Here is a 23931-nt window from a genome sequence, read left to right as displayed (position 1 = left end):
ACCCGAAATGTTGCCTGAAGTCACCCAATTCGAAGACACCGTCACGCTGGTCAGCGACACCGGCATCCAGTTCATGGATTTCGCGCTGCGTCTGGACCCCCGCAAGGAACCGGCGGGCGAATTCGCGCCGATGATCAGCGGGCTGATCTGCCGCCTGTCGTACAACGAAGAGAAAGACTTCTTTTTCTACGAACCTGAACCGGAAAAGGTCGAGAAAGCCAAACCTGCGTTCAGCGTCGATATGAAAAGCAGCCTCGAGTTGCTGGACGGTATCTGGCTGCCGACCCCGTTTTTCCGCTTCATGCCGCCGCATCGCTTCGACGAAGGCCCGACCAACTGGTCGCGCATGCGTCTGGTGAAGCTGGCGACGCCCGACATCGACGGCAACACCCACCGCCTGACGATGGCCTTCGACAGCCGCGTGATGCCCAAGCGTGACGGCACCGCTTACCTGGCGCCCAACGAAGAAGACATCAGCTCCGGGGTGTCCTTCAAACTGGCGACGAAGGCCAGCGAAACCCGCTGGTTCCTGGCCCAGCCGTGGGTCAACGAGTGGCTGTTGGAAGTGTTCAACGAGGGCAATGCCCACCGCTCGCGGGCCGAGCTGGACACCGATATCCGCGCCAACTATCACCTGGCGCACTACCTCAACTTGCTTAGCCTGTTGAGCACACCGTCCGCCGCCCAACAGTCGACGGCCCGTGCGAAAGTTGAAATCCCTGAGCTGAAAGTAGTCGCCAACGACAGCAATGGCCTGGTCAAACCGATTCCGGTGGACCTGGTGCTGGACGTCGGCAACTCGCGCACCTGCGGCATCCTGATCGAGAACCACGGTCAGGCCGGCTCCGGGCTGAAGCAAAATTACGTGCTGGAACTGCGCGACCTGATCACCCCCGAACACACCTACAATCTGCCGTTCGAAAGCCGCGTGGAATTCGCCCAGGCGTACTTCGGCAAGGACCACTGTTCGGTCAAGAGCGGCCGGCACGATGCGTTCCAGTGGGCGACGATTGCCCGCGTCGGCAATGAGGCCAGTCGTCTGGCCAGCCGTCGTCGCGGTACCGAAGGTTCCACTGGCCTGTCCAGCCCGAAACGTTATCTGTGGGATGAAAACGCCTACGGCCACGGCTGGCGCTTCAACTGCTCGTACATCAAGACCGACAGCGAGCCGTACGCCACCGCCGCGCCGTTCTCGCACCTGATCAATGAAACCGGCGAGGCGCTTTACAGCCTCGAAGAAGACGATCGTCTGCCGGTGTTCATGCCGCGTTACTCGCGCAGCTCGCTGATGACCTTCATGCTCGCTGAAGTGCTGGCCCAGGCGCTGTCGCAAATCAACAGCCCGGCCCAGCGTTCCCGCCAGGGTCACACCCGCGTGCCGCGTCAGCTCAACAGCATCACCCTGACCGTGCCGCCGGGCATGCCGCAGGCCGAGCGCAGCATCCTCAACGAACGCATGCTGCAAGCCATCGGCCTGGTGTGGAAGAGCCTCGGCTGGCATGTCGGCGAAGAGGATCCACATCAGGATCAGGCCGTCAGCCCGCGCACGCCGATCCCGAGTATCCGCGTGGAATGGGACGAAGCCTCTTGCGGCCAGTTGGTGTACCTGTACACCGAGGTCAACGAGAACTTCGCCGGTCACCCGGAAGAGTTTTTCGACACCATCGCCCGCCCTGACAAGACCGACCGCGAACGCATCACCCTGGCAACCATCGACATCGGCGGCGGCACCACGGACCTGGTGATCACCGACTATCGCCTCGACCGCGCCGGCAACACCGGCAGCGGCAGCAACGTGCACATCGTGCCCGAGCAGCGTTTTCGCGATGGTTTCAAAGTGGCCGGCGATGACATCCTGCTGGACGTGATTCAGGACTTCATCCTGCCAAGCTTCGAAAAAGCCTTGCAGAACGCCGGTGTGAAAGCCCCGGATTCGCTGATGTCACGCCTGTGTGGCGATGAATCGGTCAGCGCGCAAGACATGATCCTGCGCCAGCAATTGAACCTGCAGGTGTTCGCCCCGCTGGGCCTGGCGCTGCTCAAGGCGTACGAGCATTACGATCCGCAAGTGCCGCAAGAAGTCACCCCGCAAAGCTACCGTCAATTGATCGGTGACAACGCGATCAGCCAGACCGTGCTCGACTACGTCAACGCCGCCGTGCGTCGCGATGTCGGCGGTCAGAGCGGTTTCGACCTGTATGATGCGCCGATCAGTTTCGACCTGCAGAAGCTTCACGCCGCGTTCCTCAACGACCAGATCAACATCACCAAGATTCTCGGTGCGCTGTGTGAAGTGGTCGCGCATTACCCGTGCGATGTCTTGCTGCTGACCGGCCGCCCTTCGCGCCTGCCCGGCATCCAGGCGTTCATTCGCAAGGTGTTGCCGCTGCCACCGGGGCGCATTCTGGCGCTGCAAAACTACCGCACTGGCGGCTGGTACCCGTTCCACAAGAACGGCCGGATCGACGACCCGAAAAGCACCGCGTCGGTGGGCGCCATGCTCTGCCTGTTGTGCGCCAACCACAGCGTGCCGAACTTCTACTTCCGTGCTTCGGCGCTCAAGCCATATTCGACGGTCAAGCACATCGGCGTGATCGACCTGAACAACGTGATCAAGGATGCCGACGTGCTGTACCGCGACATCCAGTCCGAAGACTACAAAATCAAGCTGCCGGAAATCGGCGTTGGCGATGCCGCCGACACGCCACAACTGGAAATGCGCGGCGATCTGCGCCTCGGTTTCCGTCAGTTGGCCGCCGACCGCTGGGCCGCGTCGCCGCTGTATACCTTGCGGTTCACCAAGGCCGGTCGGGAGAAGTTTTCCCGCGCGATCGGTGAAAACGGCAGCGCGCCGCTGCTCAAGGTGCGGTTCGAGGTCAAGCCGGCGGACAAGTACACACGCAAGCAGGATCTGGTCAGCGACCGCCTCTCGGTTCGCGACATCGAATCCAACAGTAACAACGTCAACTTCAACCCGCGCAGCGACCTCGAGCTGGAACTCAACACCATGCTCGATGCCGGCCTGAGCGAGACCAAGTACTGGCTCGACAGTGGAAGTGTGAAACGCAAATGAATGATCTGACCCCCGATCAAACTCAGCTCTCTGCCAGTTGGGCCGCTGTTTATAACGGTGCCGGTCAGGCGCTGGACTGGATTGCCCAGACGCGCGGCAACGCGCCACGCCTGGACAGCGAAGCCGACAACCTGAACATCCGCCTGCACCGCGCCCGCAACCTGGCTCACAGCCTCGGTCGCGTGGCCTGCACGCCGATGACCATTGGTTTTTTCGGTTTGTCCCAGGCCGGCAAGTCCTACCTGATTTCGGCCCTTGCCGCCGGTCAGAACGGCAAGCTGGAAACCGATTTCGGTGGCCAGCGCCTGGACTTCATCAAGCACATCAACCCGGTGGGTGGCGGCAAGGAGGCCACCGGCCTGGTGACGCGCTTCAGCCGTCGGGCCACGGAGAGTCAGGACAATGACTTTCCGGTAGAACTCACGCTGTTCAAGGAAATCGAGCTGGCGAAGATTCTCGCCAACTCCTGGTTCAAGGATTTCGACCTTGAGCGCATTTCCTACGAGATCGACGAAGAACGCATCCAGCGCGTACTCAAACCGTTCGAAGGCCGCGAAACCGGGCCACTGCAAACGGGCGTCAACGCCGATGATCTGGTGTCGCTGTGGGATTACCTGCGGGACAACTTCCGCAACTCGGTGAAGAAACTTGAGCACCTGTACTGGCCCAAAGCACTGCAACTGGCGCCACGCCTGAATTTCCAGGAACGGGCCGAGCTGTTTTCGATCCTCTGGGGCGAGCAAAGCGAACTGACACGCGTGTATCAGCAACTGGCCGGCGCGCTGCACAAACTAGGCCTGCCCGAGACCGTATTCGCACCGTTGAAGGCCTTGGTGAGTTTCGAAAACGACACCTACAGCCAGCGCGACAGCATCATGAACGTCGACATTCTCGAACGCTTCGGCAGCCCACGGGACTTGCCGATCGACGTTCGACCACTGGTTGGCGATCGCCTGCAAAACAGTCAGGCAATTCCGGTTGCACAACTGGCGGCGTTGACGGCCGAAATGACCTTCCGCCTGATCGAAGCGCCGGTGGATGACATCGTCAATCAGGTCGACCTGCTGGATTTCCCCGGTTATCGCGGGCGCCAGAAACTGCACGAGATCGCCGACTCCAACGACCCGCAATCCGCCACCAAGGACAACTCCGTTTCGCAGCTGATCCTGCGTGGCAAGGTCGCCTACCTGTTCGAACGCTACACCGACAACCAGGAAATGAATGCGCTGGTGGTTTGCACCGGTTCGACCAAGCAGAGCGACGTCAACGACGTAGGCCCGGTGTTGACCCGCTGGATCGAAAAGACCCAGGGCGCCGACTCGGCCGCTCGCAGCAAGCGCGAAACCGGTCTGATCTGGGCGCTGACCATGCTCGACCTGCGCATCACCAACTCCCTGAGCCTGACGCCTGATCAGTACGACGAGAGCTGGAACGGCATGGTCAAGCTGACCATGCTGGAGCGCTTCGGCAGCCTGAGCTGGATGAGCGACTGGGCCGGCACACCGTTCCAGAACACCTACCTGGTGCGTAAACCGCGCATGGACGCGGCATTCATCGAACAAGACGCGACGGGTGCCGAAACGGGCCTCAATGCCAGCTATCAGGACCGTGTCAGCGCGCTGGGCACCAGCTTCGCCAGCAACGACCTGGTGTGCAAACACATCCACGATCCTGCCAACGCCTGGAAAGAAATGCTGCGCAACGATGACGGTGGCATCAGCCACTTCAGCGGCAGTTTCAAAGGCGTGGCCAATATCGAATTCAAATTGCAGCGCATCCGCGAGCAGTTGAGCGAATGCCTCGAAGGCCTGACCACTCACGGTCTGAGCACCTGGTACCACGCCGACGACGACGGTGCTGCCGCCGCCAAGAAAGCCCTGGCGCAAAAGATTCTGACCGGCCTGGGCCGTCGCCCGGCAGTGCTCGGCGAGCTGATCGATCAACTCGACATGCCGAGCGAAGAGGTGCGCGACCTGTACCTCAGTGGTGTGTACGAAACTGATGACGAGCCGGCCGCGAAGGACGAGCCAGTCGCCCCGACACCGAGCCAGAGCCTGTACGGCGACGACGCCGGTTTCGACTTCGATTTCGGTGACGACCTGAGCCACGACGCGCCGGTCAGCAGCAACACCGGCACCCCGGCGCCCGAACTGCAAAGCAACGAACACCGATTCGCCAAAGCGGCATTCAAGGCCTGGATCGCGCACCTGCGTGAACTGACCACCCGGCAAAGCCTGCTCAACCTGCTGGGGTTGGAAAAAGCATTGCTGGAAGCGGTGGTCGACGAATTGATCACCGCCGGCTATCGCCAGGACTTGCCGGGGCAACTGAGCCGTGCGGTCCTCAAACGCGCACAAAGCGGCGCACGGCGCGATCAACTGGTTGAGCGCCAGGTCCTGGAAGTGCAACGGGTACTGCGCGATTTCGTGTCCTGGTTCGGCTACCTCCAGAAACCGGTAAGCGAGCGTCCGAACAGCCGCGCCGGTGCCAAGGCGCCGCTGTTCTCGTTCTACACCGACATCAGTCCGGGACAAGTGCCCGTGCTACCGGCGCAACCGGCGAATCAGGCGCAGCGGTATCTCGGCGACTGGCTCTCGGGCCTGGCCTACCTCACGCAGGACAATGCCGGCCATGGCGCCGGACGTGAAATCACCCCTGAACAGAATGAACGGCTGGGCCAAGTGCTCACAGCCTTCACAGCGAGATAAGCAATGCCAATTCGTGTCGACCTGCTCGCGTTAGAGCCCAATGTGCCTGGCCAGGCCCGCCTCACTGTGAAGAAATGGCAGGGTGGCGAGGAACAGCTGGAGTTCTCCATTCAGCGTAACCAGGACGGTTTTTACCTCCAGGACCACAAGGCCTGGAGCAACAATCCATTCTGGTTCAAGGTCTCGCGTTTCAACGTCACGGCCAGCGGCGAAGGCCTGGAAGCACAGGTCGGCCCGGACGTGGTCGACCCGCTGCTGGAAGGCGGCGCCAACTCGCAGTTCCAGATCGAACTGCGCGAACAGAACCAAGGCCACACTGACAGAGGCGTGGTTCGGCCAGGCGTTGGCGTTTTGCCGTCCACGGCTGGCGGCCAGACGCGCTCGACTTACGGCGGCGCCGAACTGACGGCGCCGAGTGCGCCGGCACCGGCACCGGAAATCCCCGAGATCCCGGAGCTGCCTGAGCTGACCCTGTCCACCGCCGAGCCAGAACTGGAATTGGAGTCGGTGCTCACCGAGCGCGCCTACACGCCGCCTCCCGCACCGGTGAAGAAAAGCAACAAAGGCCTGATCGGCCTGTTGGTTGTCGTGTTGTTGCTGCTGGCCGCAGGCGGCGGATTCTGGTTCTACAAACGCCCCCCGGCGACTGCCCCGGTGGCCACATCCGCTGCCGCCGCACCGGCCGGCGCCGACGCTCAAGCCTGCACCCTGGAGAGCATGAACAGCCTGCCCGAATTGACCTTCGTCCAGACCTGCATCAAGGCGGCGCCCGACAGTGCCAAGTTGCTGGAGATCATCAACCAGGCCAAGGCCGGCAAACACTGCGGTGTCGCCCAGCGCCTGTACGCCAACCGTGCCCAGGCCGGTGACGCGCTGATCGCCAATGCCTATGCCCGCGAATACGACCCTAAATACCTGAAGGCCAGCGAGTGCTTCCCGGTCGCGGACAACGCCACGGCGGCCTATTGGTACGAAACCATCCTCACCCAGGACCCGAACAACGCCGAAGCCAAGCAGCGTTTCGAGGAGTTGCAGAAGTGATGCGTTCGCCCGTGAGTCGATTCCTGTTGAGCGGTGCCGCATTGTTGGCGCTGTGTATCAGCCCGCTGTCCCAGGCCGATGACAAACCGCTGATCCAGGCCGGTAAAAAGACCTTGTTCCAACGCGTGCTGACCACCCCGGGCTGCAAGATCAGCCCGACAGCGGGCGGTGCCGCCGGTGACGCACAACCGGTCTTCAGCCGCTTTTATGTGTACGAGCGCGCCCAAGCGAACAACGCCGAATGGCTGAAAGTCGGCCCCGACAGCTACGGCAAAACCATTGGCTGGCTGCCTGCCGGCTGCACCACCGACTGGAAGATGCAGCTGACACTGGCCTTCACCAACCCGGCCAACCGCGACCGGTTGCTGTTCTTCAAGGACCGCGCCACCGTCGAAGGCATCCTCGATGCGCCGGACCCGGTCAGCAAAGTCGCGCCGCTGCGGGCCACGCTGAAAAAGGGCCAACAAGCACCGGGCGTACTGGCTGAAGAACCTGAATATTTCGTCGACCTGCAAAAGCAGTTCTACCTGCTGCCGGTGCTCAGTGGCGAAGAAGTCATGACCGAAGGCGGTTTCCGCACGCGCCTGCTCAACGTCGCGTCGGTCAGCAAGCCGGATGACAAGAATGCCAAGGGCGGTGCTGCCAACAGCGCTGCCGGTGGCAAGGCCGCCGAAGACAAAAACGCCAACCAACTGAAGGAGTTCAGTGCGGCGGTGGTGTTCGTCATCGACTCGACGATCTCGATGGATCCGTACATCGACCGCACCCGCGAGGCGATCCGCAAGGTTTATCAGCGGATCGAAGCGCAGAACCTCGGCAAGCAGGTCAAGTTCGGCATGGTCGCTTTCCGCTCCAACACCCAGGCGGTGCCGGGGCTCGAATACACCACCAAGATGTACGCCGACCCTACCAAAGTGAAAGACAGCGCCGACTTTTTCGCCAAGATCGCCGACCTCAAACAGGCCTCCGTGTCGAGCAGCAGCTTCGATGAAGACTCGTTTGCCGGCGTCATGGAGAGCATCGACAAGGTCGACTGGAGCCAGTTCGGCGCACGCTACGTGGTGTTGATCACCGACGCAGGCGCCATCGAAGGTGACGACAAACTGTCGAAGACCGGTTTGAGCGCCGCGCAGGTACGCATCGAAGCCGCCAATCCGGGCGTGGCGATTTACACCTTGCACTTGAAAACCCCGGCCGGGGCCAAGGACCACGCCAAGGCCGAGGCGCAGTACCAGAACCTGTCGACCTACCCGGGCACCAACACCTCGCTGTATTACCCGGTGAACGCTGGCGATGTGAATGAATTCGGGCGCAAGGTCGACGCACTGGCCGCCGCGATCACCTCTCAGGTGAAAGCCGCCTACATGGGCGAAGACGCCATCGGCAGTGCGGCGAATGCCAAGCAGGACCCGGCCGAGAAGAAAATGCTCGAAGACGCGGCGCTGATCGGCCACGCCATGCAACTCGCCTACCTCGGCGAGAAGACCAACAGCAAGGCCCCGCCGGTGTTCAAGGCGTGGATCAGCGACCGTGACCTGATCAAGCAGAACATCCCGACCACCGATGTGCGGGTGCTGCTGACCAAATCCCAGCTCAGCGACTTGAGCGACGTGATGAAGAAGATTCTCGACGCGGCCAACGAAGGCCTGATTTCACCGACGGAAATGTTCGATCGCCTGCGTTCGGTGGCGGCGACCATGGGCGCCGATCCCAATCAGCTCAAACAGAACAGCAACGCCAAACTGGCGGACATGGGCGTGCTCGGCGAGTACCTCGAAGACCTGCCCTATCAGAGCGAAGTGCTGAACCTGGATGAAGAGACCTGGAAGAGCTGGGACGGTCTGGCGCAAGAGAAATTCATCCGCACGCTGAACACCAAACTGCGGCATTACCAGCGTTACAACGCGGATGTCGACCGTTGGGTCGCTTTAGCCAAGGACAGTGATGCACGGGACAACGTGTATCCCGTGCCACTGGAAATGATGCCTTAACGAGACGCCGATGCTCGATATCAAGAACCTGCTGGTGCGCCGTGGTGAAGGCGCACAGGCTCATCATGTGCGACTGCCGCACTTGCAGGTCGGCGCCGGAGAAATCCTTGCCATCACCGGCGAGAGCGGCAGCGGCAAAAGCACCTTGCTCGAAGCCATCGGCCTGTTACTCGCGCCGGTGGAACTCGAGCGCTTTCGCCTGGGCGCGGCGCACGCTCAAGACATTGCCCAATTGCTCGCCACGGATGACCAGCCGGCGCTTGCAGCGGTGCGTTCACGGCACTTGGGGTTCATTTTGCAGAGCGGCGGCTTGCTGCCGTTCCTGAGCGTGCGGGACAACATCAGCCTGCCGCGCCGTTTGCTCGGGATGTCGGTGAAGAGCGAGCACATCGACCACGCCGTTGACGTGCTGCGCCTGCAAGGGTTGCTGGATAAACAACCGCAGGCCTTGTCGATCGGTGAGCGCCAGCGCGTTGCCTGTGTGCGCGCCATTGCCCATGAGCCGCTGCTGCTGTTGGCCGACGAGCCGACCGCTGCGCTCGACCCTCACAGCGCCCGGCGTTTGTTCGAGTTGCTGCTGAGCCTGGTGTCGAGCATGGGTTTGAGCGCGCTCGTTGTGTCCCATGACTGGGCCTTGCTGAAAGATTTCGGCTTGCCGCGGCTCGGCGCTATCAGCCGTCAGGGAGAAACACTGTTTGAACCGATGGACTGATCGCTTGCGCCTGCTGGGCTCCCTGGCGCTGCAAGACCTCTGGCACGACCGCAAGGTCTCGCTGTGCATCGCCGCGTCGCTGGTGGCGGTGATTGCGCCGTTGTTGCTGCTGTTCGGGCTCAAGCACGGGGTGGTCAGCCAGTTGCAGGATGAACTGCTGCGCGACCCGCGCAACCTTGAAGTGAAGATGCTCAGCAACGGCAACTACGACACGGCCTGGATCGAGCGTTTGCGCCTGCGCCCCGAAACCGGTTTTGCCCTCGGCCAGACGCGCTCGCTCAATACCCAGGCTGACCTGTGGATCGGCATGCAACGGTTTGTCGAAGGTGCGGAAATCATTGCCACGGAACCTGGCGATCCACAACTGGATCTGCCGTCGCTCAACCCGGTCGGCAATCAAGTGATCCTCAGCGCCCGCGCCGCGCAAAGTTTGCAGGCCAAGGCCGGCGACAGCGTGCAGCTGCGGGTGTTGCGTCGTCTGGAAGGTGTCAATGAACGCGGCGAGATGACGCTGACGGTGCTGGCGGTACTCGACGGTGCGCGCTTCGGCCGCGCGGCCGGGTTTGTCGCCCCGCCGCTGCTGCTGGATCTGGAGCGCTTTCGCGACGGGTATCAGGTCAGTGCGTTCGGCGTTGTCACCGGCAAGCCTCTGGGCGATCTGCAACCGCTGTACGCCCGCGCCCGCGTGTATGCGCGCGACATCGATCAAGTCGCGCCGCTGGAGCACTGGCTCAACGAACAACACATCGAAACCTCGAGCCGACTGGCCGACATCGACAACGTCAAAGCCATCAACCATGTGCTGGGGCTGATTTTCGGCGTAATCGCCGTGGCGGCGCTGATTGGCTGCGTGGCGTCGATGGTCGGCGCGTTCCTGGCCAACATCGACCGCAAACGCAAAAGCCTCGCGGTCCTGCGTTTGCTGGGTTTCAAGCGCCGGGCCGTCGGCGGTTTCGTGGTCCTGCAAGCGCTGGTGCTGAGCCTGGCCGGCTACGTTGGCGGGCTGGGGTTTTATGCCGTCGGCAGTCATCTGTTCGACTACCTGCTCGGCAGCAGCCAGGCCACCGGCACCTTCGTTTGCCACATCACTGTCTGGCATGGCCTCGCTGCCCTGCTCCTGACTTTTTTGGTCGCTGCATTGGTGGCCGTGATCGGCGCCCTGCGAGCCATCAACATCCAACCTGCGGAGAGTCTACGTGAGCTATAAACGTTTTGGCTTGCTGTTGCCCCTGAGCCTCGGCTATATGCTCGACGCCTCGGCGGCGGGCTGGGAAGAGAAATTTTATAACCCGATGCCGGACGCCGCCGACGTGGTGCTGCCGATGCCCTGCGAAGGCTCGATGGTCTTTCGCAAAGTGTTCATCCCCTTGGCCGGGCCGCTCGATGACTACCCGATCAACATTGGTCAGGACGGCGCGGAATATGGCTACGTCGAACAGACCCGACCGACGTTCATCGCCGGCAGTTTCACAGGCGCCAAGAACGACAAATCCCGCTACTACCTGATGGCCAAGTACGAGATGAGTCAGCTGCAATACGCCGCGCTGACCGACGCAACCTGCCCCACCGCCGCCACCAAAATGCGCGTGCCGCAAACCGCAGTGAGCTGGGTGCAAGCCATCGAAGCCGCCGACAAGTACAACCTGTGGTTGCGCAAAAACGCCGCCGACAAGTTGCCCAAGGAGGACGGCGCACAGGGCTTCCTGCGCCTGCCGACTGAAGTCGAGTGGGAGTTCGCCGCGCGCGGCGGGCTGGAAGTCGGTGCTGCAGAGTTTCGCGACACGCACTACCCGATGCCGGAAGGCATCAACGCCTACGAGTGGTTCGCCGGGGCGCAATCGTCCAACGGTAAAGTGCAGTTGTCCGGCCTGCAAAAGCCCAATCCTCTGGGCCTGCACGACATGCTCGGCAACGTCGACGAAATGATGTTCGAGCCGTTTCGCCTGAACAAACTTGATCGCCAGCACGGTCAGGCCGGCGGCTATGTGGTGCGTGGCGGCAACTACCTGACCGCCCAGGCCGACCTGCGCACGGCTTTGCGCAAGGAACAGCCGTACTACAACGCCGACGGTCAGGTGAAAAACAAAACCACCGGCCTGCGCCTGGTCATGGTCTCACCGACCCTCACCTCTCGCGAACGGGTCGCCAGCATTGAAAGCAGCTGGAAGAAACTCGGCACCGGCAGCAAGGAAACCGAATCCGCCGACAAAGGCACCGTTCAGTCTCTGAACAGCCTGGCCTCGGGCGTCGAAGACAAAGCGCTCAAGGAAAAACTCCAGGCCCTGGAAAACAAGTTGCGCGCCAGCAACCAGCAGCAGGAAGAAACCCGCGACCAGGCGATTCGCGCCAGCCTCAATCTGGGCGCATTCTTGTGCACCAAGATGCTAGACGACGGCCAGTACTTGGACTTCCTGCAAAAGAACTACAAGCTCAATTGCGAAAGCGCGGACAAAGACGCCAGTTGCGACATGCGCAAAGGCAAGCTCGACGAGCAGAAGGATCGCCTGCACAAGCTCAGCCGCTACTATGCCAGCAGCCTGGTGGAATCGGCGACCTTGTACGGCCAGCCATTGCTTGAAACGCAGGTCCCGGTGATGGAAGAAATCATCACCCGCAACAAACAGCTGCAAGACCTCAAACCTTACTTGCGCACCCACTGGGCCAATCAGAAGGCGTTCCTGCAAAAGCAGAAGATCGACACTGAAGCCTGGCTGAACAGCTGCAAAACCGTTACCCAATAACTCACCTTAATAACAACTCGTCAACACCGTCACCGAGGAGTTTCACCATGTCGCGCAGCCTTTGGACTCGCTTCAAGCTACAGATCGCTTTCGTTGTCGCCGGCAGCCTGTTGCTGACCGGTTGCGCCAACACCGGTAGCTCCATGCTCGGCGACAGCGACGGCACCGACCCGCGCCTGACCCAGGGCCAGGACGCAGAGTTCTTCAGCAAGTCCGGCTATCAGGCCTGCGCCATGGGCGCCGGTGTCGGCATCCTCGCTTGCGCGCTGTCCAACAGCAACAACAAAGCCGTGTGCGCCGTCGCCGCCGGTATTACCGCATGTGGCGTGGCCATGGGCGCGAACTACTACCTGGATCAGCGTCGCACCGAATACGCCGACACCACCACCCGCTTGGCTAAAATGAACAGCGACGTCGAACAAGACACCCAGAACGTGATCGCCCGTACCGCGACCGCTCAGCAAGTGATCAATGATGATCAGGCGAAAATCGCCCGGATCAAAAAAGACATCGCCAACAAGAAAGTCGACAAGATCCAGGCCCAGGAGCAAATCGCCGAGATCGATTCGAACATCGCGCGCCTGCGTAAAGACCTCGGCAACATGCGCATCAAAGTCACCGAGTACACCAAAGTGGCAGACGCCGAGCGTGCACAAGGCGCCGCTGGCGCCGAGATCAGGCAGGTGGACATGAACATTAAGAAAATGAACCAGAAAGTCGCTGCCCTGCAGAAGGAAGTCGACGGTCTGTACAGCCAACGCTCCGCCATCACCCTGGGCTAAGCACATGACGTTACGACAACTGGCGGTCCTCACCGCCGTCCTGGCCTTGAGCGGTTGCGCGACCCAACCGGGCGAATGCGATGCGACCAATCGCGACAGCAGCATGCTGACCAAGATGAACTGCGACTACTCCGGTGGTTACAGCGATCAGGTCAAGCAGAAGGAACTGGCCCTGAGCGAGTCCCGTCAGCAAAACGCAATGTTCCGTCAGGTGTACGAGAACATTCAGGCCCAGCAGCTGAGCACTAAAACCGACCTGGCCAGCCAGCAGAAAGCCCAGGCGGCGCTGAATCAGTCGCTGGGACAACTGCTGGCCTCGCTCAAGGCCCGGCATGGCAATGAAAGCCAGGTGAAAAAGCAGATCGCCGGTCTCGAGCAGCAGCTCAAGGCTTCGCAGGCAGCGCCAGCCACCAAAGCCACTCCAGCGACGCTGAAGGCCAAGCAGGAAGAGCTGAAGGCGTTGCAGAAGAAGGTCAATCAGCTGCAATTCAGCCTCGGCTACGAAGAGTAACTTTTCACCCCGCAGGCCTCTCGTTGGAGGCCTGCACTTTTTCAGGAATCGTCGTCATGCAGCGGGTCATCAGGGATGCGCAAGCCACACCGGAGGGGATGAGTGCGCTGCAAGCTAAAGTCGCCCTCATCCAGAAACACTTTCCGCCGACCGTCGCCAGCCTGTTTGCCATCCCGCGGATGGGCAGCGGCGACGTGCTGGAATGGTGGACCGAACTGGGTGGCCAACCTACGCCCTACGCCGACCTCAACGAGGACGCGCAACGACGTTTGCTGGAAACCTATGAAGTGCGCCAGACGTCCCTCGGGCAACTGGCGGACGAACTGCAAAGACGCGGTCAACCGAAAGAAGCCGAAGACCTGCGCAGCCTGCTCGGCACACCGGAGCTGGACAAACTCTACAGCCTCAACGGTGAGCCATTGGTGGTGCGCTGGAACCAGCGCCCGCCCAAACCGATCGTACCGCCGGTTGTTCCGGTGGTGCCGGTTGTTCCGCCATCGCGCCGTGGCTGGTGGATCGCGGCGGCCTTGCTCGCGTTGTTGTTGCTGCTTCTGGCGCTGTGGCTCTGGTGGTTCTTGCACCGTGAGCCGGTTGTCGTGGTTCCGCCGGTTGCGCCGGTAGCGCCCGTGGTGGCGCCCGTCGAGAAACCGGTCGAGCCTGTTCCCGAGCCTGCCGTGGAACCGGAACCTGTTCCGGAACCAGAGCCCGTGCCCGAACCAGCACCCGTGCCGCCGCCGAAGCCGGTCCCACCACCAAAACCGGTCGTGGCCGCGCCGCCGCCACCGCCACCGCCGCCACCTCCAGCCCCGACGCTGGACAACTACGCGTGCCGTAAAAAAGCGCCTGATGCCGTGCCCCCGCAATTTGTAGTGGTACTCGACACCTCGGGTTCTATGGATTTGAACATCAAGTCGGTGAAATCCGATGAGGACTGGTTCTTCGGCAATGAGATGAACAAGTACCTGGACCCGAACCGCACCATGCAGATCTTCGCCAAGCCCAGCCGCATGGATGTCGCCAAGGACTCGCTGGCCGGCATGATCAATGGGCTGGACCCGAAGATCGACACGCGCCTGATCACCTTCGCCGGTTGCGAAAGAACACCGGACCAGGGCGTGTTCAAGTTTGGCGATCGTCAGCGATTGATCAACGGGATTCGCGGTCTGGTTCCCAACGATGGCACGCCACTGGCCGACAGCCTGGCCTACGCCGCCAGCAAGGTCGACGGGCGCAATAACGATGCAGTGATCGTGATGTTCGTCGACGGCGAGGACGGTTGCGATAAAGACGCTTGCGCGGTGTCCCGCCGAATCGCCAGGGAACAGCCACGCCTGCGGGTCAACGTGGTGAAAATCGGTGCCGGTGGCCCGTCACGTTGCATCGCTGAAAACACCGGTGGCCGGGTTTACAACAGCACCAATGCGGCAGAACTGGGTAGCCAGCTGAAACAGGCGACCAAGGAAGTGTCCAGCAATGCCAAGTGTAACTAGTCACTTGGCTTGAATACTGAGGTGAGCCCATCGCGAGCAGGCTCGCTCCCACACTGGATTTGTGATCGACACAAAAACCTGTGGGAGCGAGCCGGCTCCGGGCGGCGTTCCGACGATGGCTGTTTCAGAGGCACCTCAACGAAACCGGTCAACCTCATGCCGCAAATCCGCCGCCAGCTTCTCCAGCTCTTTGGCGGTGATCGCCAGATTGGACACCACCTCACGCTGTTCACTGTTCGCCAGGGCAATGCTTTGCAGGTTACTGCTGAGCAACGTCGCAGTACTGCTCTGTTCCTGAGTCGCCGTGGTAATTGCGGCAAACTGCTCACCGGCCGAACGGCTCTGCTCGTCGATCCGCGCCAGGGCTGAAGCCACATTGGCGTTACGCGACAACCCTTCCTGCATCAACACATTGCCCTGTTCCATGGTGCTGATGGCGTTACCGGTTTCCTGCTGAATGCTTTGGATCATGCCGGAAATTTCATCAGTGGCCTGACGGGTACGCGACGCCAGGTTACGCACCTCATCGGCCACCACCGCAAAACCACGCCCCTGCTCACCGGCACGCGCGGCTTCGATGGCGGCGTTGAGCGCCAGCAAGTTGGTCTGCTCGGCAATCGAGGTAATCACACCGACGATGCCGCCGATTTCCTGGGAGCGCTGGCCCAAGGTATTGATCACCGTCGCCGTGCTGTTCAGCGCGCCAGCGATTTGTTCCAGAGACGAGGACGCTTCGTCCATCGACGTACGACCGATCTGGGTTTGCTGTGCGTTTTCTTGAGCCAGACGCTGAGTGCTGCCCATGTTGTCGGCAATGTTCAGGGAGGTGGCGCTGAACTCTTCCACGGCGCCGGCCATGCTGGTGATTTCGCCCGACTGCTGCTCCATCCCTTCATAGGCGCCACCGGACAGACCGGACAAGGCCTGGGCGCGGCTGTTGACCTCTTGCGAGGCCTTGCGGATGTGCTCGACCATGGTCGACAGCGCCTGGCTCATCTGGTTGAACGCACGGGCCAGCTGACCGATCTCGTCGTTGCTCGATACGTTCAGCCGCACGCTCAAATCACCGGCGCCCAAGGCTTCGGCCTGACGCACCAGATCACCCAAAGGGGCGAGTTTGCTGCGCAGCAACCAGACCGCCGCCCCCACAGCGATCAACATCGCCAGCAGACTGCCAATCGCCAATTGAATGCCGACACTCCAGGTCACGGCACGGATTTCGGTTTTCGGCATGCTCGCCACGACCGACCATGGGCCACCTTCAAACGGTACGGCAATGCTGTAGAAGTCTTCGGACTTATCGCTCCAGAACTCGCCCTTGCCCGGCGTTTTCGCGAGATTGACGATGGCCGGGACCGCTTGATCCAGCGCTTGTACGCCCGCGATCGGCACCAGCCATTTGCTCTGCTCATCCAGCAGCGCCAGGGAACCGGTCTGGCCGATACGGAAGCGCTTGAGGTTGGCGAACTGCGCGTTTTGCGCGTCGGTGTAGTCGAATCCTACGAACAGCACGGCAATCACCCTGCCGCTGATATCGCGTACGGGGGTGTATTGGGTCATGTAGGAGCGGTCGAAGAGCAAGGCGCGACCGACGTAACTCTGCCCCGCCATCAAGCGTGCATACGCCGGGTTCGCGTGATCGAGCAGCGTGCCGATGGCTCGGCTGCCGTCCTGTTTGCTCAGGGACGTGCTGACCCGAATGAAGTCTTCGCCGCTGCGCACAAACACCGTGGCAACACCGGCGGTCATTTGCTTGAACTCGTCCACTTCCTTGAAATTATTGTTCAGCACTTCGCTGCCCAGGTGCAGGCCCGGCGTCTGCGCGCCCGCTACTGCCACCGGTTCATCCGGGTGCACGCTCAAACCGGCGCTGAAGCGCTTCTCGAACAGACCACTCAGGCGTTGGGTACTTTCACGCAACGTGCCGTGAAAGGTACTCAACTGATCGGCCAGCAACCGGGCTTCACTGGCCAGGTGCTCTTCGCGGGTGGCAAGGTTGGCGGAATCCAGCGAACGCAGGGCGAACACGGTACTGCCGCTGATGACAATCGCCAGTATCACGGCAAGCGCAAGACCAAGCTGTGAGGCGATCCGGGCACGAGGTTGAGACATGACAGCTCCTGGCCGAGCGACCGGATCTTCCTTGATCTGGCTGCACACTCAGCAAAATTCTAATAATGGGAATTGCGTCGAACCTGCACGAAGGTTCCACCTGCATTTTCGGCGGAAAATCGGAATACTTGAGTAATTAACCGGGGTATGGCTCAAGGCCGCCATTGCGACGGCTCTATCGATTCAGCCCAAGTGTTGAACGTCGGGCAATTCCATTGCTCGGGCTTCGCCTTGCAGGAAGTCGCTGAGCCTGCGCAAACGTTCACCTCCGGGGCGGGTTTTCGGCCAGACCAGGTAATATTTCTCACCGCTGGCGACGGCCGTCGGCCACGGCAGACTCAGACGTCCCTGAGCCACATCTTCCGCCACCATCAGCAGATCGCCCATGGACACGCCATAACCTCGGGCGGCGGCGATCATGCCCAGCTCCAGCGTGTCGAACACCTGCCCGCCCTTGAGCGACACCTGATCCGCCAGCCCCATGCGTTCCAGCCAACTGCGCCAGTCACGACGGTCCAGTGTCGGGTGCAGCAGTTCGGCATTGGCCAGCCGTGCGACATCCCACGGTTGATCCTGCAGAAGATTCGGCGCGCCGACTGGAATCAGCTCTTCCGGGAACAGGAAACTCGTCTCCCAGTCCGGTGGGAAATTACCGTTGCTGAGGATGACGGCGCAGTCGAATGGTTCATGGTTGAAGTCCACCGAGTCGACGTCCATCCAGGCGCTGGTCAACTGAACCTCGTTGCCCGGTTGCAGGTGCCGAAAGCGGCTGAGCCGTGCCAGCAGCCAACGCATGGTCAGGGTCGACGGCGCTTTCATGCGCAGGATGTCATCTTCGGCGCGCAAGGTATTGCAGGCCCGCTCCAGGGCGGTGAAGCCTTCGCGAATGCCGGGCAGGATCAACCGCGCCGATTCGGTCAGTTGCAGATTGCGCCCACTGCGGTGAAACAGCCGACAGGCAAAATGCTCTTCGAGCGTACGAATGTGCCGACTGACCGCGCTTTGGGTGATCGACAGTTCTTCGGCCGCACGGGTAAACGAACTGTGCCGCGCCGCCGCTTCGAATGCGCGCAGGGCATACAAGGGAGGAAGACGACGGGACATTCGGAAAGCTCCTATAGCGGGATTCGGTCACCCTAGCAGAAACTTCCAGCATGAGTTTGAATCATGCAACCCATCCTTTTTATCCCTTTGTGAAAACCCCGTAGAGCGCCGAGAATCGACGCTTTCCTGTCCCTCTTTAATTATCGAGCGTGATGACCATGCAGCATCCAGCACGTACCGAACTCTGGGCCATCCTGCGGCTGGCGGGGCCGTTGATTGCCTCGCAGTTGGCGCACATGCTGATGGTCCTCACCGACACTTTGATGATGGCGCGCCTGAGTCCCGAAGCGTTGGCCGGGGGTGGTTTGGGCGCCGCCACTTACTCGTTCGTGTCGATCTTTTGCATTGGCGTCATTGCGGCGGTCGGCACCCTCGTGGCGATCCGTCAGGGTGCTGGCGACATCGTCGGCGCCGCCAGGCTGACCCAGGCCGGGTTATGGCTGGCGTGGTTGATGGCGTTGGTGGCCGGTCTGCTGCTGTGGAACCTCAAACCGGTGTTGCTGCTGTTCGGCCAGACCGAAACCAACGTCCACGCGGCCGGGCAGTTCCTGCTGATCCTGCCGTTCGCCCTGCCCGGCTACCTGAGCTTCATGGCCCTGCGCGGCTTCACCAGCGCCATCGGCCGGGCAACACCGGTGATGGTCATCAGCCTCGGCGGCACCGTGGCCAACTTCCTGCTCAATTACGCATTGATTACCGGCATGTTCGGTCTGCCGAAACTGGGGCTGATGGGCATCGGGCTGGTCACCGCTATCGTCGCCAACTGCATGGCGCTGGCGCTGGCCTGGCACATCCGTCGGCATCCGGCTTATGACGCTTACCCCTTGCGCCAAGGCCTGTCGCGGCCTAACCGTCAGTATCTGAAGGAACTGTGGCGCCTGGGCCTGCCGATTGGTGGCACCTACGCGGTGGAAGTCGGGCTGTTTGCGTTCGCCGCGCTGTGCATGGGCACCATGGGCAGTACGCAACTGGGCGCACACCAGATCGCCCTGCAAATCGTTTCGGTGGCGTTCATGGTTCCGGCGGGGATTTCCTATGCGATCACCATGCGCATCGGGCAGCACTACGGCGCCGGGCAGCTGCTGAATGCACGGCTGGCGGGACGGGTCGGCATCGCTTTTGGCGCGGCGGCGATGCTTGCCTTCGCCATGGTCTTCTGGTTGCTGCCGAATCAGTTGATCGGTTTGTTCCTGGACCACAACGATCCGGCGTTTCGCGACGTCATCAACCTGGCCGTGAGCCTGTTGGCGGTCGCCGCGTGGTTCGAGCTGTTCGACGGCACGCAAACCATCGCCATGGGCTGCATTCGCGGACTCAAGGATGCCAAGACCACGTTCCTGGTGGGTTTGGGCTGTTATTGGCTGATTGGCGCGCCAGCCGCCTGGTGGATGGCCTTCCATTTGAATTGGGGGCCGACAGGCGTCTGGTGGGGATTGGCGCTGGGACTGGCGTGCGCGGCGGTGAGTCTGACGTGGGCGTTTGAGTGGAAGATGACGCGGATGATTCGGCAGGAGGTAGCGCCGCGGAATAGTTTCCCGGTCGCACAGCCTGACTAGAACCCCCTGTGGAAACCGAAATCCCCTGTGGGAGCGAGCCTGCTCGCGATAGCGGTGTGTCAGTTAACAACGATGTTGACTGACACACCGCTATCGCGAGCAGGCTCACTCCTACAGGGGTTTTGGGTTAGTTCACGACTTCCAGGGCGGGCTGCTGGTTACTACCGAAGGTCAAGTACTCAACCAACTCCGCCAACGGCAACGGCTTGCTGATCAGATAGCCCTGCACCTGATCGCAGCCAAACCCGCGCAACAGATCCAGTTGCTCCGGCGTTTCTACGCCTTCGGCGACCACTTCAAGATTGAGGTTGTGCGCCAGATTGATCATCGCGTGGACCAGTTTGCGATTCTCTTCGCGCTGTTCCATGCCGCCGACAAAGCTCTTGTCAATCTTCAGCAAGGTAATCGGCAGGCTGTTGAGGTGCACGAACGAAGAGAAACCGGTGCCGAAGTCGTCCAGGGAAAAGCGCACACCCAGACGCCCCAACGCATCCATGGTCTGCTTCACCAGATCGCTGCGGCGCATCACCGCGGTTTCAGTCAGTTCGAACTCGAGCCATTGCGCCTCGACACCGCGCTCGGCAATCAGCCGACTCAGTGTCGCGAGTAACTGGCTGTCCTGAAACTGCCGGAACGACAGGTTGATCGCCATGTGCAACGCCGGCAAACCCCGCTCGCGCAACGCTTGCATGTCGCGTAATGCGCGGGAAATCACCCAGTAACCCAGCGGCACAATCAAGCCGCTTTGCTCGGCCAGCGGCACGAATTCGCTCGGAGGCAGCAAGCCACGCTCGGCATGGCGCCAGCGCACCAAGGCTTCGAGGCCGACGATCTGCCCGTCCTCAAGGTTCAGGCGAGGCTGGTAATGCAGTTCCAGTTCATCCCGGCGCAACGCCCGGCGCAGCTCGCTTTCGAGATCGGCCATGCTGCGGGCATTGCGATTGATGCGTTCGTTGAAGATGTGAAAAGTGCAGCCCTGAGTACTTTTGGCTTGTTGCATGGCGATGTGTGCGTGCCACATCAATGGGTCCGCGCCGGCCTGAGCCCGGGCGTGGGCGATGCCCAGGCTGGAGCCGATCAACAGGCTTTCGCCGTCGACCCAATAGGGTTCGGACAGGGCTTCGGTAATGCGTTCGGCCATCCATTCGGCGCGCTGAGGCGCACGGCGGGTGTCGATCAGCAGGGCGAACTCATCACTGCCCAGTCGGGCCAGTTGATCGCTGGCCTCAAGCTGGCTTTTCAGCCGCGCGACCACTTGCAGGATCAACCGGTCACCGGCCTGGTGGCCGAGGGCATCGTTGGCGTGACGGAAGTTGTCGAGATCAAGGTGACCGAGGGCCAGGCCGCGGCCGTCGTTTTCCGCCAAGCGTGCCGCCAGCAAGGTCTGGAAACCCTGGCGGTTGGCGATGCCGGTCAGCGGGTCCTGCTCGGCCAGGCGCTGCAGGGTGTTTTCCAGCAGGCCACGTTCGCGCACATGCCGCAGGCAACGGCGCAACATGCCGGGATCGAGTACATCGCGCACCAGCCAGTCACTCACCCCATCGGGCGGCAACAACGGCTCATGTTCGAGCAGCAATACCGTCGGCAGGCTGCAACGGCCAGGTAGAGGTTGAAGCGCTGGAATCGTCAACAACACCGCACCGCGGTTGTCATCGAACAGACTGCTGACCGACTCCCAGCTCGGCGCGCTGATCAGCACGGTCGAGCTCCCCATCGGAGCCAGGCACTCGCGCAACAACGCTGCCCACGCTGGCTCTTCGGCCAGTAGCAGCAAACGCAAGGGTTCGACAGGCGTAGACAAGCTAGCTCCCTAGACTCTGCAAAGATGTAGGCGGCGGGCATTATGCAGCGCCGGTAACCAATGACCAAATGACCCCGGTTATCAAACGCGGCTTTGTATCTTGAACATGAACAATAGACGCACATTCATCGCGCATCCTGCGTGAAAGTATCAAAACCGGCAAATATAGATAGCGTGCTGCGTCACAAGTCGGAGAGAGCAGCACAATTCGCTGAGCCTGTTAAAATGCCGGCCCATTTCGCAAACGACTCCCTGATTTCGTATGTCCCGACTCAATCCCCGGCAGCAAGAAGCCGTGAGCTACGTCGGCGGCCCTCTTTTGGTGCTCGCCGGTGCAGGCTCCGGCAAGACCAGCGTGATCACCCGCAAAATTGCGCATCTGATCCAGAACTGTGGCATTCGCGCCCAGTACATCGTCGCCATGACCTTTACCAACAAGGCCGCGCGCGAGATGAAGGAACGGGTCGGCACCCTGCTCAAGGGCGGCGAAGGCCGCGGCCTGACCGTCTGCACCTTCCACAATCTGGGCCTGAACATCATCCGCAAGGAACACGTGCGGCTGGGCTACAAGCCGGGTTTCTCGATCTTCGACGAGACCGACGTCAAAGCCTTGATGACCGACATCATGCAGAAGGAATACTCGGGCGACGACGGTGTCGACGAGATCAAGAACATGATCGGCTCGTGGAAAAACGACCTGATCCTGCCGCCCGAAGCCCTGGAAAACGCGCGCAACCCCAAGGAACAGACCGCCGCCATCGTCTACACCCACTATCAGCGCACGCTCAAGGCGTTCAACGCGGTGGACTTCGACGACCTGATCCTGCTGCCGGTGAAGCTGTTCCAGGAACACGCCGACATCCTCGAAAAATGGCAGAACAAAGTCCGCTACCTGCTGGTGGACGAATACCAGGACACCAACGCCAGCCAGTATTTGCTGGTGAAGTTGCTCATTGGCATACGCAATCAGTTCACCGTGGTGGGCGATGACGACCAGTCGATCTATGCCTGGCGCGGCGCGCGGCCGGAAAACCTGATGCTGCTCAAGGACGATTACCCGTCCCTGAAAGTGGTGATGCTCGAGCAAAACTACCGCTCCACAAGCCGCATTTTGCGCTGCGCCAACGTGCTGATCTCAAACAACCCGCACGAATTCGAAAAGCAGCTGTGGAGCGAGATGGGTCACGGCGACGAGATCCGCGTGATCCGTTGCCGCAACGAAGACGCCGAAGCCGAGCGCGTGGCCGTGGAACTGCTGACCCTGCACTTGCGCACGGATCGGCCCTACAGCGATTTCGCGATCCTGTACCGCGGTAACTACCAGGCCAAGCTGATCGAGCTGAAGCTGCAACACCACCAGATTCCGTATCGCCTGTCCGGCGGCAACAGCTTTTTCGGACGTCAGGAAGTGAAAGACCTGATGGCCTACTTCCGCCTGATCGTGAACCCTGACGACGACAACGCCTTCCTGCGGGTGATCAACGTCCCACGCCGGGAGATCGGTTCGACCACGCTGGAAAAGCTTGGCAACTACGCCACCGAACGCAAAATCTCGATGTACGCCGCCACCGACGAAATCGGCCTGGGCGAACATCTGGACACGCGCTTCACCGATCGTCTGTCGCGCTTCAAGCGCTTCATGGACAAAGTCCGCGAGCAGTGCGCCGGCGAAGACCCGATCTCGGCGCTGCGCAGCATGGTCATGGACATCGACTACGAGAACTGGCTGCGCACCAACAGCTCTAGCGACAAGGCCGCCGATTACCGCATGGGTAACGTCTGGTTCCTGATTGAGGCGTTGAAGAACACCCTCGAGAAAGACGAAGAAGGCGAGATGACCGTCGAAGACGCCATCGGCAAACTCGTCCTGCGTGACATGCTGGAACGTCAGCAGGAAGAGGAAGACGGCGCCGAAGGTGTGCAGATGATGACCCTGCACGCCTCCAAGGGTCTGGAATTCCCTTACGTGTTCATCATGGGCATGGAAGAGGAAATCCTTCCGCACCGTTCCAGCATCGAAGCCGACACCATCGAAGAAGAACGTCGCTTGGCCTACGTTGGAATTACCCGGGCGCGTCAGACGCTGGCCTTCACCTTCGCCGCCAAGCGTAAGCAATACGGCGAGATCATCGATTGCGCGCCGAGCCGCTTCCTCGATGAGTTGCCGCCGGACGACCTGGCCTGGGAAGGCACCGACGACACGCCCGTTGAAGTCAAAGCCGTTCGCGGCAATACCGCATTGGCGGATATACGCGCGATGTTAAAGCGCTAGAATCGACTACTTTTTAACCAGCCTTAGACGCATAGCC

15 protein-coding genes are annotated in these 23931 nt (G+C 61.1%); 12 read left to right on the top strand and 3 right to left on the bottom strand.

Features of this window, described 5'->3' with window-relative positions; genetic code table 11:
• Positions 1–7: 7 nt before the first annotated feature.
• The 10 genes from IB252_RS12625 to IB252_RS12580 are packed head-to-tail and all read left to right on the top strand — an operon-like array spanning position 8 to position 15049.
• Entirely contained in the window at positions 8–3073 is a 3066-nt protein-coding gene (locus IB252_RS12625) for a virulence factor SrfB (RefSeq protein WP_192408935.1), read from the top strand.
• Entirely contained in the window at positions 3070–5781 is a 2712-nt protein-coding gene (locus IB252_RS12620) for a putative virulence factor (RefSeq protein WP_192408933.1), read from the top strand. Before IB252_RS12625 ends, IB252_RS12620 begins: the two co-directional genes overlap by 4 nt.
• Positions 5782–5784: 3 nt before the next feature.
• Positions 5785–6822 carry a hypothetical protein gene (locus tag IB252_RS12615; RefSeq protein ID WP_192408931.1) on the top strand — a complete coding sequence of 346 codons (1038 nt, stop codon included), beginning with the start codon at positions 5785–5787 and terminating at the stop codon, positions 6820–6822.
• Positions 6822–8813: a vWA domain-containing protein gene (locus tag IB252_RS12610; protein WP_192409298.1), complete on the top strand. Its 1992-nt coding sequence runs from the start codon at positions 6822–6824 to the stop codon at positions 8811–8813. The genes IB252_RS12615 and IB252_RS12610 overlap by 1 nt, the downstream gene beginning before the upstream one ends.
• A 10-nt stretch (positions 8814–8823) precedes the next feature.
• Positions 8824–9525: an ABC transporter ATP-binding protein gene (locus tag IB252_RS12605; protein ID WP_111448300.1), complete on the top strand. Its 702-nt coding sequence runs from the start codon at positions 8824–8826 to the stop codon at positions 9523–9525.
• Positions 9509–10732, top strand: a complete 1224-nt coding sequence (locus IB252_RS12600) for an ABC transporter permease (RefSeq protein ID WP_111448299.1) — start codon at positions 9509–9511, stop codon at positions 10730–10732. The genes IB252_RS12605 and IB252_RS12600 overlap by 17 nt, the downstream gene beginning before the upstream one ends.
• Positions 10722–12266 carry an SUMF1/EgtB/PvdO family nonheme iron enzyme gene (locus tag IB252_RS12595; protein WP_192408929.1) on the top strand — a complete coding sequence of 515 codons (1545 nt, stop codon included), beginning with the start codon at positions 10722–10724 and terminating at the stop codon, positions 12264–12266. The genes IB252_RS12600 and IB252_RS12595 overlap by 11 nt, the downstream gene beginning before the upstream one ends.
• 47 nt (positions 12267–12313) lie before the next feature.
• The gene (locus tag IB252_RS12590; protein ID WP_192408927.1) at positions 12314–13048 is read left to right on the top strand and encodes a hypothetical protein; all 735 of its coding nucleotides are present in this window, start codon (positions 12314–12316) and stop codon (positions 13046–13048) included.
• Positions 13049–13052: 4 nt separating this feature from the next.
• Positions 13053–13559, top strand: coding sequence for a hypothetical protein (locus tag IB252_RS12585; RefSeq protein ID WP_192408925.1), 507 nt, complete (start codon positions 13053–13055; stop codon positions 13557–13559).
• A 56-nt stretch (positions 13560–13615) separates the two neighbouring features.
• Entirely contained in the window at positions 13616–15049 is a 1434-nt protein-coding gene (locus IB252_RS12580) for a vWA domain-containing protein (protein WP_192408923.1), read from the top strand.
• Between the two features lie 135 nt (positions 15050–15184).
• On the opposite strand, the gene IB252_RS12575 is transcribed toward IB252_RS12580, so the two are convergent.
• Both IB252_RS12575 and IB252_RS12570 read right to left on the bottom strand, forming a co-directional pair.
• On the bottom strand, positions 15185–17161 hold the full coding sequence (locus IB252_RS12575; RefSeq protein ID WP_192408921.1) for a methyl-accepting chemotaxis protein: 1977 nt from the start codon (positions 17159–17161) through the stop codon (positions 15185–15187).
• A 183-nt stretch (positions 17162–17344) separates the two neighbouring features.
• Positions 17345–18265, bottom strand: a complete 921-nt coding sequence (locus tag IB252_RS12570) for a LysR substrate-binding domain-containing protein (RefSeq protein WP_192408919.1) — start codon at positions 18263–18265, stop codon at positions 17345–17347.
• A gap of 158 nt (positions 18266–18423) precedes the next feature.
• On the opposite strand from IB252_RS12570, the gene IB252_RS12565 reads away from it, so the two are divergent.
• A complete protein-coding gene (locus tag IB252_RS12565) occupies positions 18424–19821 on the top strand; it encodes a NorM family multidrug efflux MATE transporter (RefSeq protein WP_192408918.1) in 1398 nt (465 codons plus the stop codon).
• A 127-nt stretch (positions 19822–19948) separates the two neighbouring features.
• On the opposite strand, the gene IB252_RS12560 is transcribed toward IB252_RS12565, so the two are convergent.
• Positions 19949–21622: a putative bifunctional diguanylate cyclase/phosphodiesterase gene (locus IB252_RS12560; RefSeq protein ID WP_111448292.1), complete on the bottom strand. Its 1674-nt coding sequence runs from the start codon at positions 21620–21622 to the stop codon at positions 19949–19951.
• A gap of 262 nt (positions 21623–21884) precedes the next feature.
• On the opposite strand from IB252_RS12560, the gene rep reads away from it, so the two are divergent.
• Positions 21885–23894, top strand: coding sequence for a DNA helicase Rep (rep, locus tag IB252_RS12555; protein ID WP_008150203.1), 2010 nt, complete (start codon positions 21885–21887; stop codon positions 23892–23894).
• The last annotated feature ends 37 nt before the right edge of the window (positions 23895–23931 follow it).

Source organism: Pseudomonas sp. PDM10 (assembly GCF_014852295.1).
Lineage (GTDB): Bacteria > Pseudomonadota > Gammaproteobacteria > Pseudomonadales > Pseudomonadaceae > Aquipseudomonas.
The sequence above is the reverse complement of the archived record's forward strand: the minus strand, read 5'-3'. Positions and strand labels throughout refer to the sequence as shown.